This is a genomic window from Lactococcus sp. LG1267 (assembly GCF_017309545.1).
GTDB classification, from domain to species: domain Bacteria; phylum Bacillota; class Bacilli; order Lactobacillales; family Streptococcaceae; genus Lactococcus; species Lactococcus petauri.
Window position 1 is genome coordinate 774,023 of record NZ_CP071295.1, and the last position, 16,608, is coordinate 790,630.

The 16,608-nt window shown below is 40.0% G+C and carries 16 protein-coding genes and 1 tRNA gene; 15 read left to right on the top strand and 2 right to left on the bottom strand.

Going from position 1 to position 16,608, the window contains the following annotated elements; genetic code table 11:
- Positions 1 to 138 precede the first annotated feature (138 nt).
- The 8 genes from nifJ (at position 139) to J0J33_RS03905 (ending at position 9,841) form a co-directional block, all read left to right on the top strand.
- Entirely contained in the window at positions 139 to 3,786 is a 3,648-nt protein-coding gene (gene nifJ / locus J0J33_RS03870; protein WP_206921788.1) for a pyruvate:ferredoxin (flavodoxin) oxidoreductase, read from the top strand.
- Between the two features lie 114 nt (positions 3,787 to 3,900).
- Complete coding sequence (cdaA, locus tag J0J33_RS03875; protein ID WP_019292889.1) at positions 3,901 to 4,728, top strand: diadenylate cyclase CdaA; 828 nt, start codon at positions 3,901 to 3,903, stop codon at positions 4,726 to 4,728.
- Entirely contained in the window at positions 4,728 to 5,681 is a 954-nt protein-coding gene (locus tag J0J33_RS03880; protein ID WP_019293423.1) for a YbbR-like domain-containing protein, read from the top strand. Before cdaA ends, J0J33_RS03880 begins: the two co-directional genes overlap by 1 nt.
- A 30-nt stretch (positions 5,682 to 5,711) precedes the next feature.
- Positions 5,712 to 7,073 carry a phosphoglucosamine mutase gene (gene glmM, locus J0J33_RS03885; protein ID WP_019292887.1) on the top strand — a complete coding sequence of 454 codons (1,362 nt, stop codon included), beginning with the start codon at positions 5,712 to 5,714 and terminating at the stop codon, positions 7,071 to 7,073.
- A 193-nt stretch (positions 7,074 to 7,266) separates the two neighbouring features.
- A complete protein-coding gene (gene tsaE, locus J0J33_RS03890) occupies positions 7,267 to 7,722 on the top strand; it encodes a tRNA (adenosine(37)-N6)-threonylcarbamoyltransferase complex ATPase subunit type 1 TsaE (protein WP_019292885.1) in 456 nt (151 codons plus the stop codon).
- Positions 7,719 to 8,234 (top strand): GNAT family N-acetyltransferase, encoded by a 516-nt coding sequence (locus J0J33_RS03895; protein WP_206921789.1) that lies wholly within the window; start codon positions 7,719 to 7,721, stop codon positions 8,232 to 8,234. The genes tsaE and J0J33_RS03895 overlap by 4 nt, the downstream gene beginning before the upstream one ends.
- 96 nt (positions 8,235 to 8,330) lie before the next feature.
- Positions 8,331 to 9,704, top strand: a complete 1,374-nt coding sequence (locus J0J33_RS03900; protein WP_046401076.1) for an LCP family protein — start codon at positions 8,331 to 8,333, stop codon at positions 9,702 to 9,704.
- Positions 9,705 to 9,767: 63 nt separating this feature from the next.
- Positions 9,768 to 9,841: transfer RNA gene (locus tag J0J33_RS03905), tRNA-Arg, on the top strand.
- 157 nt (positions 9,842 to 9,998) lie between these two features.
- On the opposite strand, the gene J0J33_RS03910 is transcribed toward J0J33_RS03905, so the two are convergent.
- A complete protein-coding gene (locus tag J0J33_RS03910; protein WP_019294176.1) occupies positions 9,999 to 10,589 on the bottom strand; it encodes a hypothetical protein in 591 nt (196 codons plus the stop codon).
- 11 nt (positions 10,590 to 10,600) lie between these two features.
- Positions 10,601 to 10,945 (bottom strand): XRE family transcriptional regulator, encoded by a 345-nt coding sequence (locus J0J33_RS03915; protein WP_173816827.1) that lies wholly within the window; start codon positions 10,943 to 10,945, stop codon positions 10,601 to 10,603.
- Positions 10,946 to 11,225: 280 nt separating this feature from the next.
- Here J0J33_RS03915 and J0J33_RS03920 point away from each other — a divergent pair, with 280 nt between their 5' ends.
- The 7 genes from J0J33_RS03920 (at position 11,226) to J0J33_RS03950 (ending at position 16,537) form a co-directional block, all read left to right on the top strand.
- Entirely contained in the window at positions 11,226 to 11,432 is a 207-nt protein-coding gene (locus tag J0J33_RS03920) for a hypothetical protein (RefSeq protein WP_061413701.1), read from the top strand.
- Positions 11,433 to 11,443: 11 nt separating this feature from the next.
- Entirely contained in the window at positions 11,444 to 11,659 is a 216-nt protein-coding gene (locus tag J0J33_RS03925; protein ID WP_019292650.1) for a hypothetical protein, read from the top strand.
- A gap of 213 nt (positions 11,660 to 11,872) precedes the next feature.
- Positions 11,873 to 12,619: a tRNA pseudouridine(38-40) synthase TruA gene (gene truA, locus J0J33_RS03930; protein WP_061413699.1), complete on the top strand. Its 747-nt coding sequence runs from the start codon at positions 11,873 to 11,875 to the stop codon at positions 12,617 to 12,619.
- Complete coding sequence (locus J0J33_RS03935; protein WP_019294174.1) at positions 12,612 to 13,445, top strand: pyridoxamine kinase; 834 nt, start codon at positions 12,612 to 12,614, stop codon at positions 13,443 to 13,445. Before truA ends, J0J33_RS03935 begins: the two co-directional genes overlap by 8 nt.
- Positions 13,442 to 13,924: an ECF transporter S component gene (locus tag J0J33_RS03940; RefSeq protein WP_019294173.1), complete on the top strand. Its 483-nt coding sequence runs from the start codon at positions 13,442 to 13,444 to the stop codon at positions 13,922 to 13,924. The genes J0J33_RS03935 and J0J33_RS03940 overlap by 4 nt, the downstream gene beginning before the upstream one ends.
- The gene (locus J0J33_RS03945; RefSeq protein ID WP_117516704.1) at positions 13,905 to 14,447 is read left to right on the top strand and encodes a TIGR01440 family protein; all 543 of its coding nucleotides are present in this window, start codon (positions 13,905 to 13,907) and stop codon (positions 14,445 to 14,447) included. The genes J0J33_RS03940 and J0J33_RS03945 overlap by 20 nt, the downstream gene beginning before the upstream one ends.
- Before the next feature lie 485 nt (positions 14,448 to 14,932).
- The gene (locus tag J0J33_RS03950; protein ID WP_019294172.1) at positions 14,933 to 16,537 is read left to right on the top strand and encodes a CTP synthase; all 1,605 of its coding nucleotides are present in this window, start codon (positions 14,933 to 14,935) and stop codon (positions 16,535 to 16,537) included.
- Positions 16,538 to 16,608: the final 71 nt, after the last annotated feature.

Consider the following 16,608-nt stretch of genomic DNA (forward strand, 5'->3'; position numbering starts at 1 on the left):
AAAGTGCTAAAATAGAAGTAGTCAAAAATTTAAGCGTAAGAGCTCTTGGATTTTCAGGAATATTTCCACAGAAAAAACAAATGACACCGTTTTTTCTGATGAAAAACCAAATAAATGCTTTTACATAAGGACTTTATCATGAAAAAAACTATGGATGGGAATATGGCAGCCGCACATGTTGCGTATGCTTTCTCTGAAATTGCAATGATTTACCCCATTACGCCAAGTTCACCAATGGCTGATTATACAGATGCTTGGTCGATTTCGGGCCGCAAAAATATTTGGGGACAACCTGTTAAACTGAGCGAGATGCAATCAGAAGCAGGTGCTGCTGGAGCTTTGCATGGTGCCATAAAAGCTGGAGCTCTAGCAACAACATTTACCTCGTCTCAGGGGCTTTTACTGATGTTGCCCAATATGTATAAGATGGCAGGCGAACTTCTTCCTGGGGTTATCCACGTGGCAGCACGTGCTATTGCAACAGGTGCACTGAATATCTCAGGCGATCATTCGGATGTTATGGCAGCGCGTTCCACAGGTTTTGCCATGTTAGCAGCATCTAGCGTCCAAGAAGTTATGGACTTGTCAGCTGTATCCCACCTGACAACAATTGAAGCATCGGTGCCCTTTTTAAACTTCTTTGATGGTTTTCGCACCTCACATGAAATCCAAAAAATTGATGTTCTGGATTACGAAGACCTAGCAAAATTGATTAATCAAGAGAAATTAAGTGCTTTCCGTCAACGTGCGATGAATCCAGACCATCCAACTGTGTCAGGAACCAATCAGAATGCTGATATCTATTTCCAACAGCGTGAAACGGTCAATCCATATTATGAGGAACTTCCTCAACTCGTGCAAAAATACATGCGGGAAATAAATCACTTGCGTGGGACGGACTATGATCTGGTAGATTACTATGGAGCACCAGATGCCGAAGAAGTTATTGTAAGTATGGGATCTGTTGCCGGAACAGTTAAACAAACTGTTGATTACCTGAATCATCAAGGGCGCAAAGTAGGCTTTTTGAATATCCATCTTTACCGTCCATTTCCCTCAGAAAACTTTCTTGAAAAATTACCTAAAACGGTGACTTCACTTGCCGTACTTGACCGGACAAAAGAAGCAGGAAGTAATGCTGAGCCTCTTTTACTCGATATTAAAGATTTGCTGTTTGAGCAAAATATTTCTGTTATTGGTGGACGTTACGGTATAGGTGGTAAAGATACGCGACCAGAGCACATCGTGGCAGTTTTCGAGCAGCTGAAAAATAAATCTGTGAAGAAAAGCTTTACTATCGGTATAGATGATGATCAGACTCATCTTTCCTTACCGCTTACAGGGAACTTGGATCTCACTTCAGCAGATACTTATCAAGCAAAATTCTGGGGCTTTGGTTCAGATGGGACCGTGGGTGCGAATAAAGCTGCTATTAAAATCATCGGTGACCATACGGACAAATATGTTCAAGGTGCCTTTGAGTACGATTCGAAAAAATCAGGTGGACTGACCGTAAGTCATTTGCGCTTTGGTGACAGTCCTATTCAGTCGGAGTATATGATTTCGCATCCTGACTTTGTAGCCTGCCATAATACAACTTATGTGCGCCAATATGATTTAACAAAAGGCTTGCGCCCTGGCGGGATTTTCCTCCTCAATACAAGCTGGACAGATGAACAACTTGATCGAAATTTACCTGCCCAGCTTAAAAAGTATATTGCGAAAAATGCGATTCGTTTCTACACAATCGATGCTGCTAAGATTGCACAAACCACTGGTTTGGGGCGACGCATTAATACCATCATGCAAGTTGCTTTCTTTAAGTTGACCAACATTATGCCCTTTGATAAGGTCTATGCGATTCTTAAAGAGGATGCACAGAAGTATGCCCGTAAATCGCCAAAGATTGTAGAGCAAAATTTACAAGCTATGGAAGCAGCCCTGCATCATTTACATGAAGTAAAAGTACCTACCTCATGGGCTGACACAGAAGAAAAAGTTACCAAAGCCGCTCCGGCAGATACAGCCCGTAAACGCTATGTTTTCAACTTTTTAGATAAGGTCAATGCCTTTGAAGGTGATCAATTAACTGTTCAGGATGTGGCTACCAATGTAGCAGCAGGAAGTAGTCCGCTAGGGATTTCTGCCTTTGAAAAACGAGGCATTGCTTTGGAAGTTCCAGAATGGAACGGCGCTGTATGTACGCAATGTAATGAATGTTCTTTTGTCTGTCCACATGCTGCCATTCGTCCTTTCCTCGCAGATGAAGATGAATGGAATGTGGCGCCAGAAGGCTTCAGTGTGATGGATTACCGTGGCAAAGACGGTCTGAAGTACCGGATTCAAGTTTCCGTAGAGGATTGTACAGGCTGTGGACTCTGCGTGGAAGCTTGTCCGAAAAAAGGGCAAGCCCTAAAAATGGTACCTTATGAAAGTCAAAAAACTCAAGCCATCAACTGGGCTTTTGGGATGACACTTAAGCAAAAAGAAAATCCAGCACGCTCTGGTACAGTCGCTGCTACACAGTTTAACCAACCACTCTTTGAGTTTTCTGGTGCGTGTTCTGGCTGTGGGGAAACGCCTTATATCAAACTGCTTACACAGATGTTTGGTGATCGTATGATGATCTCCAATGCCACAGGATGTTCTTCTATTTATGGGGGGACACAGGCTGCCCCTTATGCCACAAATAATGTTGGGCAAGGTCCAGCATGGTCAAATTCGCTCTTTGAAGATAATGCTGAATACGGTTATGGCATGTGGTTTGCAAGTCAAACAAGACGGCAAAAACTTGCAGCACAAGTTAAGGTAGCCCTACCTGAAATGTCGGCTACCTTAGCACAGTTAGCTGAGGATTGGCTGGAGCACCTGGAAGATTCTGAAGGTACAAGAGCACGTGCTGAAAAGTTCAAAGCCGTGCTTAAAGAGGAAAAAGAAAATTCAGCTCTGCTACAAGAAATATATAATGAAAAAGACCAATTTGTAAAACCTACACAGTGGATTTTTGGTGGCGATGGCTGGGCCTATGATATTGGATTTGGTGGATTGGATCACGTTATTGCCAGCGGTGCAGATGTAAATATCCTCGTTATGGATAACGAAGTTTATGCCAATACAGGTGGACAGGTTTCCAAAGGTACACCGGCAAGTGCGATTGCGCAGTTTGCTTCTGGCGGAAAGGTTGCTGCGAAGAAAGATCTTGGCTTTATGGCTATGACTTACGGCAATGTTTATGTCGCTCAAATCGCAAGTGGTGCAAACATGATGCAAACAATCAAAGCCTTTGATGAAGCGGAAAAACATAAGGGCCCTTCTCTAATTATTGCCTATACACCATGTATTACACATGGAAACTATGAGGGAATGAGCAAGGTGCTTGATGAAGCAAAAGCTGCAGTAAACAGTGGATATTGGCAACTTTACCGCTACAATCCAGCACTTGAAGAAGTTGGAAAAAATCCTCTGACATTAGATTTTAAACGTCCAGATTTTGGACAAGTAAGAGAATTGTTGGTGAAACAGTCTCGCTTTGCCAATCTTATGAAGGTCAATGCAGAGCAAGCAGAATTGCTTTATGCAAAAGCTGCGGCAGATGCGAAGAAAAAATTCTTACGGTATGCCCGAATGTCAGGGGATTACGAAAAATTTATTGCTCGTGAAGCAAAAGCTTCGGATAAAAAAGCTGCGCAGCCAGTTCGTGAAAAAAGAGAAAGAAAAGAACGCCCAGTAGATCCTGAGCGTGAGGCAAGACGAGCTGCACGAAAAGCTGCACGTCAAGCAAAATAAAAAAGAGAAAAGCGGCAACTTAGTGTAAGTCGCTTTTTCTTTATGTGGGAGATAACATAAAGAAATGTATTTTTGGTATAATAGTAAAGAATAAGTCAGTGAGGAGGGCAGTATGTGAGTGATTTTAGTCAAATTTTTAATCTTGACTTCTGGCAAAAAATATTGGAGTTAAACCAATCGCCTTGGCGTGTGTTCATTTCAATCATCGATATCGCTATTGTAAGCTTTTTTCTTTATTTAGCTATGCGTTTTGTACAAGGCACAAAGCTGGTCAGCTTAGTACGTGGTGTTATTATTTTTGTTCTCATAAGAATAGTTGCTGGTTTGATCGGTTTGACCACTTTAGAGTGGCTACTCAATCAAGTAATTACCTATGGTGCGATTGCCGGTGTTATTATCTTTCAACCAGAAATACGTAGAGCTTTGGAAGGATTAGGTCGGACGACCAATCGGTTATCCGGTGGACGCAACCGGTCTATCAATAGCTATATTGAGGCATATGAAAAATCTTTTGCCTATATGTCTGAGCGTAAAATTGGAGCACTCATTGCTATTGAGCGAACACAAACTCTGAGTGAGTATGCTTCCACAGGGATAAGGTTAGATGCAGATATCTCCAGTGAATTAATCATCAATATCTTTATCCCGAATACGCCTTTACATGATGGGGCAGTGATTATTCAAGATGATAAAATTGCTGTAACCAGTGCCTACCTTCCTTTAACTGAGAAAACGGGAATATCCAAAGAGTTTGGGACACGACATCGTGCAGCTATAGGTTTATCAGAATCTTCAGATGCTTTAGTTCTTGTTGTTTCGGAAGAAACAGGAGGAATATCTATCGCTTATAATGGTGAGTTGTACGCGGATATTTCAAAAGAAGTGTTCCATGAAAAACTTATCGCTATTTTGGGACCAGAAGAAACAGGAGGCAAAAAATAATGAGAAATAATTTTTTCGCTTCAAAACTTTTTACAATCTTAGCTTCCATTTTCTTTGCAGTAATTTTATTCTTTAATGCAAGCTCTGCTGCGTTGAGAAATCAAGGTAACTCAACAACTGGAGAAGTTTATACGACAACTATTTCCAATGTACCAATTGAAATTAAGTATAATTCAGATGAATATTTTGCCAGTGGTTATAATAATACTGCTAATGTCTACCTGACAAGTTACAATCGCGTTCAGATTAATACAGAAGAAAACCCGGATTCTCGGAACTTTTATCTTGTGGTGGATTTATCCAATGCAAAAGAAGGAACAGTGACGATGCCCGTACGTATCCAACAACTTCCTAATGGCATAAATGCACAAATTGAACCTACAACCTTGACCGTTCGCTTAGAAAAGAAAGCCAGTGCTGAATTTAATGTAACACCCTTGATTGAACAAGCGCAGCTACCAGATGGTTTCAAAGTTAATGACATCAAGCTGAGTCAAGAAAAAGTCAAAGTAACAGCAGGGGAAACAAGCATCAAACAAATCCATGCCATCCAAGCGGCCTTACCAAGTGATGCATACTTAAATGATGATTACTCTGGTACGGTTACCTTGCATGCAGTTGATGCTGACGGAAAATTACTTCCCGCACAAATCAGTCCGGCGACAGTGCAAATGAAAGTGAGCGTAGAAAAGCCGTCAAAAACAGTCCCAGTTAATGTGAAGAAAACGGGAACACTTGACCAAAGTCTTTCAGACATGAAGACGTCTCTCTCTCAGAAGACAGTCACCATTTCAGGAGAACAAAGTGCTCTAGATAAGATTAATAGTGTTGATGCGACGGTAAACATATCTAATATTACGGAAAAAGAGACTGTAAATGTCGATATACAGGCAGATGGAGCAAGTGTGAAACCTAGTCAAGTAGAAGTAACAATGACTCCAGTAAAAAAATAAATAAGTAAAAAAAGAAAAGAGAAGAATAAAATGGGTAAATATTTTGGAACAGATGGCGTTCGTGGAGAGGCAAATGTAGAGTTAACGCCAGAAATGGCCTTTAAACTTGGGCGCTTTGGTGGCTATGTTCTTAGCCAACATGAAATCGGAACACCAAAAGTGTATGTAGCACGTGATCCACGTATTTCGGGTCAGATGCTTTCAACAAGCCTTATTTCAGGTCTGTTATCAGTAGGGATTGAGGTTTATGACTTGGGTGTTATTGCTACACCAGGAGTGGCTTATTTGGTCCGTAAAGAAGAAGCCTCTGCAGGGGTTATGATTTCTGCCAGCCATAATCCAGCCTTGGATAACGGAATTAAGTTCTTCGGAGCAGATGGTTTTAAACTTGACGATGATAAAGAGTTAGAAATCGAAGCTTTGATTGATGCTGAAGAAGATAAATTACCACGACCTTCTGCTGAAGGTTTGGGAATTTTACACGATTATAATGAAGCTGTACGTAAATATCAAGCATTTTTGAAAACAACAGCTGAAGGCGATTTTGAAGGTTACAAAATTGTACTCGATACAGCTAATGGTGCTTCATATACATCTGCGCGTGCTGTGTTTGCTGATTTAAATGCCGAACTCACAGTGATTGGTGAAAATCCAAATGGACTTAATATTAATGACGGTGTTGGTTCAACACACCCAGAGAAAACAGCAGATACGGTTGTAGAAACTGGAAGCGACATTGGTCTGGCTTTCGATGGTGATGCGGATCGTCTTATCGCAGTAGATGAAAATGGCAATATCGTTGATGGTGACAAAATTATGTTCATCGTTGGGAAGTATCTCCTTGAGCAAGGGAAATTAGCAAAAGATACCGTAGTTACAACTGTAATGTCTAATCTTGGTTTTCATTTAGCATTGGAAGAAGCAGGTATGAATTCCGTAGTAACGGCTGTAGGTGACCGCTATGTTGTGGAAGAAATGCGTAAAAATAATTACAATTTTGGCGGTGAACAGTCAGGTCATATGGTCTTCTTGGACTACAATACGACCGGTGATGGACAACTCTCAGCTATCCAACTTGTAAAAGTCATGCGTGAAACAGGTAAAAAATTATCAGAACTAGCAGCTGAAGTCACAATTTATCCTCAAAAACTTGTAAATGTTCGTGTAGCAAATAACGCTGCTAAAGAAGGGGCAATGGATATTCCAGCTATACGTGAAGTTATTACGGCCATGGAAGAAAAAATGAACGGCAAAGGCCGCATTCTTGTCCGCCCAAGTGGAACAGAACCACTTCTCCGTGTTATGGCTGAAGCACCAACAGATGAAGAAGTAAATGAAGTTGTTGACACAATAGTTGACGTAGTCAAAGAAGAAATTGGCGTAAAACTATAAAAGAAAAAGATTCGTAAGGAATCTTTTTTTGTTCCCAGACATACTGCATGAAAGAGGAAAGGAGTCAATGGCCAAAGACAAGACTCCTTTAGACTTTGCTAGAGTCACACAAGACTTAGCGAAAAACAATCACTTCCGTTTTCCGGGATTTAATTACTAAATTTCACGTGTTGAGTTGTGCTATAATAAGGCTATGAAATTAAAAGTTAATGAAGAAAAGATGCTCGCATTTGCAGAGCGTTTAGGTGGCCTTCTTCAGGCACAAGATATTATTGTTTTGACAGGAGAGCTTGGTGCAGGTAAAACAACCTTTGTGAAGGGTTTAGCTGTGGGCTTAGGAATTTCGCAGATGATTAAGAGCCCAACTTACACCATTGTACGAGAATACGAGGAAGGAAAGCTCCCTTTATATCATATGGATGTTTACCGTGCAGGAGATGATCCTGACAGCTTTGACCTTGACGATTATCTTTTTGGTGAAGGCATATCTGTTATTGAATGGGGCGAGCTACTGGGAGAAAGTCTACCTGAATCCTACTTAGAAGTGAAATTTGATAAATACGCAGACGGCTTTGCAACGGATGCTGAACGTGTCTTAGAACTTCTTCCACATGGACAACGCTATGAGGCACTACTAGGAGAATTATGAGCACAGAGTTACTGATTCGTGAAGCAACTCCTGAAGATAGCATAAAGCTTATTGCTTTTCTTAATCAGGTAGGAAAAGAAAGTCATTTTCTGACTTTAGATGAGGCGGGAATTCTTATGTCGCCCACGCAGATGCAAGATTACTTGACACAGATTCTTACGAAGGACAATAACGCTTATTTTCTAGCCTTTATTGGTCAAGAAATTGCTGGCGTTCTACATATTACGGCAGATTTTCACTATCGCATACGCCATATTGGGGATATTTTTATTGCTGTAAGTTCACAATTTCAAGTTTATGGTATTGCTTCTTTTTTATTTGAGGATGCCCTTGAATGGATTGAGGAGATGGACGTGATAAAGCGACTTGAATTAACTGTTCAAAAACGCAACAAAGCAGCTATCCATTTATATGAAAAGTTTGGTTTTGAGCTTGAAACAGTCCAAAAATATGGCGCACGCGATGAACATGGACAATTGATAGATGTGTATCAAATGGTCAAATTTTTCTAAGTGAAATAAGAGTGATCAGATAGGAAAAAAGAAGCCTATCTGGTTGCTTTTTTCATTTCCTGTTGTTTATTTGTAGAAATTTGATATAATTTTACTATGAAACTTTGGAAAAAATCGCTGTTGATGATCGTTGGGATCATCGCCTTAACGGCTGGAGCAGCCACTGTCTATGTTTCGACAGTTTTAGATAGCACAACAAAAGCATTTTCGAAAACCTATGCGGAAGTTGGAAGCACAGATGCGGGAAAAATTATCAAAGCGACTGAGCCATTAACAATTTTACTCATGGGTGTCGATACTGGAGGAGCTGACCGCGGAGGATCAACCAGCTGGGATGGTAACTCTGACTCACAGATCGTTATGACCCTTAATCCCAAAACGAATACAACAACGATGGTTTCTCTTGAGCGAGATGTCATGTCAAACATTTTGGATAATAAAGGTAATACTGTTTCGACACAGAAGATGAATGCCGCTTATCCGATGGGGTATAATGCAGGAGGGCTGGAAACAGGTGTCCAATATGCCATGAAGACAATCGGAGAACAGGCTGGTATTAATGTTGATAACTTCCTCATGATTAACTTTGATGGCTTGGTCAACTTGGTCAATGATGTGGGCGGTATTGATATTGACAATACAACTGGGCAGACTCTTTATATCTCTGACACAGAGCCGGAGTACACTGCGAAAGTTCCACCAGGTAAACAACACATTAATGGAGACCAAGCGCTGGTTTATTCGCGTGATCGCCATCACTTACCTAATGGAGACTATGGTCGTGCAGCACACCAGCGTGAAGTTATTTCAGCAGTTGTGACGAAGCTCTTGGCATTGAACAATATCACTCAATATCAAAAATTCTTGGACGATATTAGTGAAGACATCAAAACAAATATTCCAATCAATGGCTCAACTTTAACTTCTTTATTAGGTTATAGAGATTGTTTTAATAAAGTAGTTTCGATTCAATATCAAGGGATTGATTATATGAATCCAGGAGATGGTGGTTCTTATCAGCTGTTATCTACAAATACGACTTTAGCCGTTCAAAACGCTTTACGAAACTCTCTGAAAAAAGAGACAGGCAATAGTTTAAGTAATAATTTAATTACATACGAAACATTAACTGGTAATATACCTGATGCCTATTTCATGCCTTCAGCAACAGTAACAGAAAATGGCAAGTCAACTGTTTATGGTATTGATGTCAATGGTTCTTTTGTAAATCTTGACAGCAGCAATTCTGCTACCTATGTTGCGACAGATGGTAGCGCAGCGACAAGTGATAAGCCAACTTCATCGGATAAAACAAAATCTTCTGAAGAAAGTCAGGCTGATGCAACTACCCCAGATCCTTATGGGGCTTCTGTAGACGATGGCGCAGCATATGGAACAACTGACCCAGGAATGGGAGGTGCGAGTGCAGATGGTACAACCACTTATGTTGATCCTTATACAGGACAATAATTGCTTCAATTAGAAAAATATGATAGACTAGACAAGTAGTGTAAAAATCTACTTGTCTATTTTGGTCCGATAGCTCAGCTGGATAGAGCATTCGCCTTCTAAGCGAACGGTCGAGGGTTCGAATCCCCCTCGGATCATGGTGCCAAACCTCGCTCCGCCTTCGTGGCGGGGCATTTTTTGTTCTAAAAGTAAAGCTTAAAAGATGGCTTTTTAAATTAAAAAAATAAAGCACTTCATGGGAAGTGCTTTATTTTATACTATATATCGAAAGGCGTACTCCGCATTAGTTCAAAGTTAGCACGCGTAATCCAACTTTAAAATCTTTTTAAAAATTTCGACGGCAGCATCATAATCCTCATAAGGCAAATTATAGGCTTCAAGAAATTGATAAGTATTGATTTGCTCAACAACATCAAAGTGTGAGATGTAGTCAATCACACATTCTTTGAGCGACATCGTGCTAAAATCTTTCGTTCGGCTGTCTGATTTGTTTAATGCGTGTATCACTTCCTCGTTCACTTTACAGAGTAGCGCAAAAGAAGTGTCACATGGACAACCAGAAATTTCGATAAATTTTTGGAAGAGTTCAAAATTTCCGCCTTCGGACACAAAGATATCCCAGAGGAAGAGGATAGCTTCTTTATTTGTTCGTTTCTCCTGAGGGCTGGTTGTATCACATTCTCCAAGACGATAGCGATCATTATTCTTAATGTGCATTAACTCATGGCACAACTTAAAGGCCTTGACCGTTTTCGGATTAAAAATAGTAATCTTTTTTCTGTTATGTGTGACAGCATCCAATGGAAAATAGTTGTCCCCGATAACTTCAATTCCATATTTTTCTATCTCAAGGATTATACGCTCTATTAGTTCCTGTTCGTTCATAGAGCCCCCATTTAGTCTTCAAGACGCTTACCTAAAATAAGTTTTAATGCCGTTTTTACTTCATCAGTAAGTGGTTTGCCATCAAAAGACACCCATTCATCCCAGTCAACCTTACTCTCGTCTACTAAAGGAGCAAGGTCGATAGGTTCTTGATGATTGCTTTTTTCTTGGTGTCCAAGGAGATAATCAACACTGACATTAAAGTATTTGGCGACTGCTGTTACTTTATCAACACCAGGTGTTTGTTTACTCCAGCGGCGTATTGTTCCATTACCATACCCCAGATGTTCTTCAATTTGTCTGATGGATACATGCTTTTGGGCCGCTAACTTTTTTATTTTTTCGTATAAATCCAAATTTATTAACCTTTCAGAATAGCTTTATCTGTTTGTAGCATATTAGTATATTTTTCGTTTGATATTTTATACCAATATGCTATAATGTTTCTTGTAAAGAAGATTTGCAACTTTTATAAAGAAGTCCTATAAGGTATGTGTGAGTGAGAATATACACACCAATCAATAGGTTTTTCATTCTACATTAATTGTAGCTTATTAGTATACAAAAGTCAAATTGAGATAGACAAAAGTTCTATAAAAGATGTGAGTTGAAAAAAGGTATAGAAAGGAAGAAGATATGACAATAATCCAGACAAAAGTCTCTAGGGCTAAAGAAAGAGTTAAAATATCGCAAAGGAAAAGCAAGCAGGAAGAATTAGCCTTTGAGGAGGAACTGCTCAAGCTAGAAATAGAGCGACGCAAGCATGAAAGTAAGGAGAAACGTAGAATGCGGCGCAAGATGCAAAGAGAAAAAATGCTTGCCAACTTGCATCAAAATGATTAAGGAGGAAGACGATGAAAAAGTTATATGCGGTTTATAGAGGAGAAGCATTTTTAGATTGTGGAACAGCCAGTGAACTTGCAGCGCGTTTTGATACTAATCTAGAAAATGTCTATTCAAAAGTTAGTAAAGAACGCAAAGCAAGAAGTAGGGGCCAGTCTTTTTCAGACAATACCTTGCATTGGTATAGTTTTGATGATGGTAATGATGAGAACATCTGGCTTTCTTAGCAAAAGGTTCCTTTGGGTGACTCCAAAACGTATGTGGGCATTTTTGGCTTCTATATTGACACATAACATAGTTGTGTAAAAGAGCTTCTAACCTAAATAATGCAAGGTTGGTCGCATTAAAGGGTTTTCAAAATAGAGTAGAAAGTTTGCAGAATAAGGGAAACTCTAAATTAGGTTAGACAAATCTATACTTGATTTTGCTATAATATAAACATGACTAGATATATGGCAACGATTGCTTATGATGGCACAAATTTTGCAGGTTTTCAAACCCAAAATAATCAACGGACTGTACAAGAAGAGATTGAAAAAGTTTTGACAAAATTAAATTCTCACCAGACTGTGATATTGCATGGCTCAGGACGTACAGATTCGGGAGTGCATGCGCATGCTCAACGTATTCATTTTGACTTACAAGGGCAGCGAGATGAGGAACGTTTACGTTTCGCTTTGGACACGCAAACCCCATCAGATATTGCCTTTCGTGAAGTCATACAAGTTGAAGAGGATTTTCATGTTCGCTTTAACAAGCATGAAAAGATTTATGAGTATTTTCTGGAAAACAGTAAAGTTCGGAGTCCTTTTCACCGTTTGTATCGTGCACATTTTCGCTATCAACTTGATGAAGATTTGATGCGACAAGCTCTAGCAGATTTGGTTGGTACACATGACTTTACTGGCTTTACAGCAGCTGGTGCTACAGTTGAAGATAAGATACGAACGATAACTCAAGCTGAGCTTGTAAAACTAGACGATGAAAACTATAAATTTATTTTTCGGGGCAATGGGTTTCTTTATAAACAAGTTCGTAATATGATGGGAACTGTGATTAAAATAGGAAATGGGCGGATGCCTGTCTCGCAAATTAAAAAGATTTTAGAAAGTAAAAATCGCGACCTAGCAGGTCCGACTGCTGCCCCAGAAGGGCTCTATCTCAAGGAGGTAATTTATTTTGACTAAAAATATTGTTGCTGTACATGACATTTCTTGCGTAGGTCGTTGTTCCTCAACAGTGGCGCTTCCGATTATTAGTGCTTACGGCATAGAGTGTCGACTATTGCCCACAGCGCTTTTATCAACACATACAGGTGGTTTTACCAACTTTACTTATCTTGACCTTACAGATGAAATGCGCAACATTATTCAAGCCTGGCAAGAATTAAATCTCCATATGGATGGAATTTATAGTGGCTTTATGGCTTCTGCGGAACAAATTGACGTGCTCAAAGACTTGATTGACATATATAAAGATGCGAACAATCTGGCTATTATTGATCCAGTCATGGCTGATCATGGGGAACTTTATAGTGTTTTCGATATGCACTTTGTAGAAAAAATGGGTGAACTTTTGCCTTATGCAGATGTTCTTTTGCCTAATATCACAGAAGCGTGCCTTTTAACAGGAACACCTTACCAAGAAGGTGTGCAGTCAGAAGCATTTATTGAAATGCTCATTGAAAAATTACAAGCACGTGGGGCAAAAAATGTTGTTTTGACGGGTGTTATGCTTGATGAAAAATATATTGGAGCCGCGGCTGCAAGAAGTACCGGACAGATTGACTATGTTTTGGCAGAAAAATTGCCAGGTGCATATCATGGCACTGGAGATATCTTCGGTTCTGTTTTATCTGCAGAGTTAACTAATGGTAAAACTTTAGCCGCAGCAACACGAGAAGCTGTTGACTTTGTAGTTAAATCAATAAAAAATACACCAAAGTCTGCTGACAAACGTTATGGAGTAGAATTCGAGCAAACTTTGAAAAGTAAAAGAAAGCAGGAGCAATGAAGTACTCAACTAAAAAATTAACCCTGTTGGCTTTGTTAGCTGCCTTGACATTTGTCTTAGGCTATTTCACCAAAATACCTATTCCTGGTGGTTATTTTACCTTGCTTGATGCGGGTATTTTCACGACAGCAATGCTTCTTGGAAAACGTGAAGGTCTAATTGTTGGTGCACTAGCAGGATTTCTCAATGATTTTATTGCAGGATATGCGGCATACATGTTTTTTACTTTAGTCATTCATGGACTCCAAGGTTATTTAGGTGTTATAACAAAAAATAAAGCACTTAATTACGTGTTGGCTACTGTGGTTATGGTCGGCGGTTATTTTATAGCAGATATGTTTATTGTTGGAAGTTTAGCCGTGGCATTACCAGACATGGCAATCAATGCCGTGCAAACCAGTGTCGGTTTTGTCGTTGCTTTGCTTCTTACAGAAATTCTTAAGAAATCAGGTGCTCTTCATGGACTTAAAACAAATTAAAGAAGAAACAAAAACAATTATTGAAGATGTTATTGCAAAAACAGAGATAAAAGCTGGACAGATTTTTGTCTTGGGCCTATCTAGTTCCGAAGTCAATGGCGGTACAATTGGTAAGAACTCCTCAGCTGAGATCGGCGAAGTGATTGTCGGAACGATTTACGAAGCACTCAAGGCGCGGGATATTTATTTAGCTGTCCAGGCTTGTGAACACCTTAACCGTGCTTTACTTGTAGAGCAAGAATTGGCGGACAAAAAAGATTTGGAAATCGTTTCTGTTGTTCCACAGCTTCATGCAGGAGGGAGTGGACAAGTCGCAGCTTATAAGCTATTTAAGGCACCAGTAGAAGTTGAGCATATCACGGCATATGCTGGACTCGATATTGGCGATACAGCTATTGGAATGCACGTAAAGCATGTCCAAATCCCTGTGCGACCTCTCTTGAAAGAACTTGGCGGAGCGCATGTCACAGCTCTCAAATCACGTCCTAAGCTTATTGGTGGGGAACGTGCAAGTTATGAGTAAGTAAAAGTCTGGATAAGTACCTCACTGGAAATTTTGCATATCAGTTGGTAATAAGGACAAAGTGTGAGAAAATGTTTTTTAACAATAAAGAGGGAGGTGCAGATGACATTTAAAGTCGAAGTAGATGACCTCAGAGGGAAACCAGTTGCTCGCGAGTCCTACTGATATTCACTAATTTCTAAAAGGAGGATAGATGTTCTTATCCTCTTTTTTACTCCAGATAAAATCTAGGACCTTGACAAAAAAATCAAAATCATATAGAATAATATTCGGGCACCGCTTTTTGCGGTAAAGTCAGAAGCTCCCTTACAAAAGGGAGCTTATTTTTTTGTTTCGCTACCAACATTTGTGGCTAAAACCACTAATTGATGGATGGCAAGCTCTACGGAGCTTTGCCTAAGCGCCTCATTAGGAAAAATAAAAAAGCAACTATTTTTCCATTATATTTTCCCAGGCTTAATATAGAAAACAGAGGAGATTTCGCATTGGCAACTAAGTATATTTTCGTCACAGGTGGTGGTACATCATCAATGGGTAAGGGTATTGTTGCAGCGTCTTTGGGACGTTTGCTCAAAAACCGTGGCCTTAAAGTAACTGTACAAAAATTTGATCCGTATCTTAATATTGACCCAGGGACAATGAGTCCTTATCAACACGGTGAGGTTTTTGTTACAGACGATGGTGCTGAAACAGACCTTGACCTTGGACACTACGAGCGTTTTATTGATATCAATCTTAATAAATACTCAAATGTAACTTCAGGTAAAGTTTACTCTGAAATTTTACGCAAAGAGCGTAAAGGGGAGTACCTTGGAGCCACAGTTCAAATGGTACCTCACGTTACGGATACATTAAAAGAAAAAATTAAGCGTGCAGCAACTATGACTGATGCGGATGTTATCATCACTGAGGTGGGTGGTACAGTAGGTGATATGGAATCCCTTCCGTTTATTGAGGCTCTACGTCAAATGAAAGCCGAAGTTGGTTCAGATAATGTGATGTACATTCACACTGTGCCAATCCTCCACTTGCGTGCAGCTGGGGAGTTGAAAACAAAAATTGCACAAAATGCAACAAAAACATTACGTGAGTATGGTATCCAAGCGAATATGTTGGTGCTTCGTACAGAAGTTCCAATCACACGGGAAATGCGTGATAAAGTAGCTATGTACTGTGACGTTGATCCTGAAGCAGTTATCCAGTCTCTAGATGTGGAACATCTTTACCAAATTCCGTTAAACTTGCAAGAGCAAAACATGGATCAAATCGTTTGTGATCACTTGAAACTTGATGCACCTGCAGCTGATATGACAGAGTGGGCAGCAATGGTTAACCATGTGATGAACCTCAAGAAAAAAGTCAAGATTGCCTTGGTTGGGAAATACGTAGAATTACCAGATGCATATATCTCAGTGACAGAAGCATTGAAACATGCCGGATACCCAGCAGACAGCGATATCGAATTGGACTGGGTAAATGCCAATGACTTGGACGATAGCAATGCTGCTGCACGTTTGAAAGATGCACATGGTATTATCGTTCCTGGTGGGTTTGGTGAACGTGGATCAGAAGGTAAAATTTCGGCTATCCGTTATGCACGTGAAAACGACGTTCCAATGTTGGGGATCTGTCTGGGTATGCAAATGACATGCGTGGAGTTTGCGCGCAATGTTCTCGGCATGGAAGGGGCACATTCTTACGAATTAAACCCAGAAACACCATATCCAATTATCGATATCATGCGTGACCAAGTTGATGTTGAAGACATGGGAGGAACCTTGCGCTTAGGACTCTACCCATCAAAACTAAAAGCAAACACTAAAGCACGTGCGGCATATAACGATGCGGATGTCGTTCAACGTCGTCACCGTCACCGCTATGAATTTAATAATAAATATCGTGAACAATTTGAAGCGGCAGGCTTTACATTCTCTGGTGTTTCCCCAGACAACCGTTTGGTCGAAATCGTTGAGTTAACCGATAAGAAATTCTTCGTTGCTTGTCAATATCACCCAGAATTACAATCACGTCCAAACCGTCCAGAAGAGCTTTATCAAGCCTTTGTTAAAGCTGCAGTGGAAAACATGTAAAAATAAAAATCCCTACTTAAGTTGGGGATTTTTTTAGTGCTTACTTTTTAATATTTTTTCCTATCATAATT

What these genes read in the sequence shown, in the direction of transcription:
- tsaE (WP_019292885.1), top strand. Translation starts at nt 7,267, where the DNA reads ATGAAATTAAAAGTTAATGAAGAAAAGATGCTCGCATTTGCAGAGCGT.
- nifJ (WP_206921788.1), top strand. Translation starts at nt 139, where the DNA reads ATGAAAAAAACTATGGATGGGAATATGGCAGCCGCACATGTTGCGTAT.
- glmM (WP_019292887.1), top strand. Translation starts at nt 5,712, where the DNA reads ATGGGTAAATATTTTGGAACAGATGGCGTTCGTGGAGAGGCAAATGTA.
- J0J33_RS03900 (WP_046401076.1), top strand. Translation starts at nt 8,331, where the DNA reads ATGAAACTTTGGAAAAAATCGCTGTTGATGATCGTTGGGATCATCGCC.
- truA (WP_061413699.1), top strand. Translation starts at nt 11,873, where the DNA reads ATGACTAGATATATGGCAACGATTGCTTATGATGGCACAAATTTTGCA.
- J0J33_RS03895 (WP_206921789.1), top strand. Translation starts at nt 7,719, where the DNA reads ATGAGCACAGAGTTACTGATTCGTGAAGCAACTCCTGAAGATAGCATA.
- J0J33_RS03940 (WP_019294173.1), top strand. Translation starts at nt 13,442, where the DNA reads ATGAAGTACTCAACTAAAAAATTAACCCTGTTGGCTTTGTTAGCTGCC.
- J0J33_RS03945 (WP_117516704.1), top strand. Translation starts at nt 13,905, where the DNA reads ATGGACTTAAAACAAATTAAAGAAGAAACAAAAACAATTATTGAAGAT.
- J0J33_RS03910 (WP_019294176.1), bottom strand. Translation starts at nt 10,589, where the DNA reads ATGAACGAACAGGAACTAATAGAGCGTATAATCCTTGAGATAGAAAAA.
- J0J33_RS03880 (WP_019293423.1), top strand. Translation starts at nt 4,728, where the DNA reads ATGAGAAATAATTTTTTCGCTTCAAAACTTTTTACAATCTTAGCTTCC.
- J0J33_RS03925 (WP_019292650.1), top strand. Translation starts at nt 11,444, where the DNA reads ATGAAAAAGTTATATGCGGTTTATAGAGGAGAAGCATTTTTAGATTGT.
- J0J33_RS03920 (WP_061413701.1), top strand. Translation starts at nt 11,226, where the DNA reads ATGACAATAATCCAGACAAAAGTCTCTAGGGCTAAAGAAAGAGTTAAA.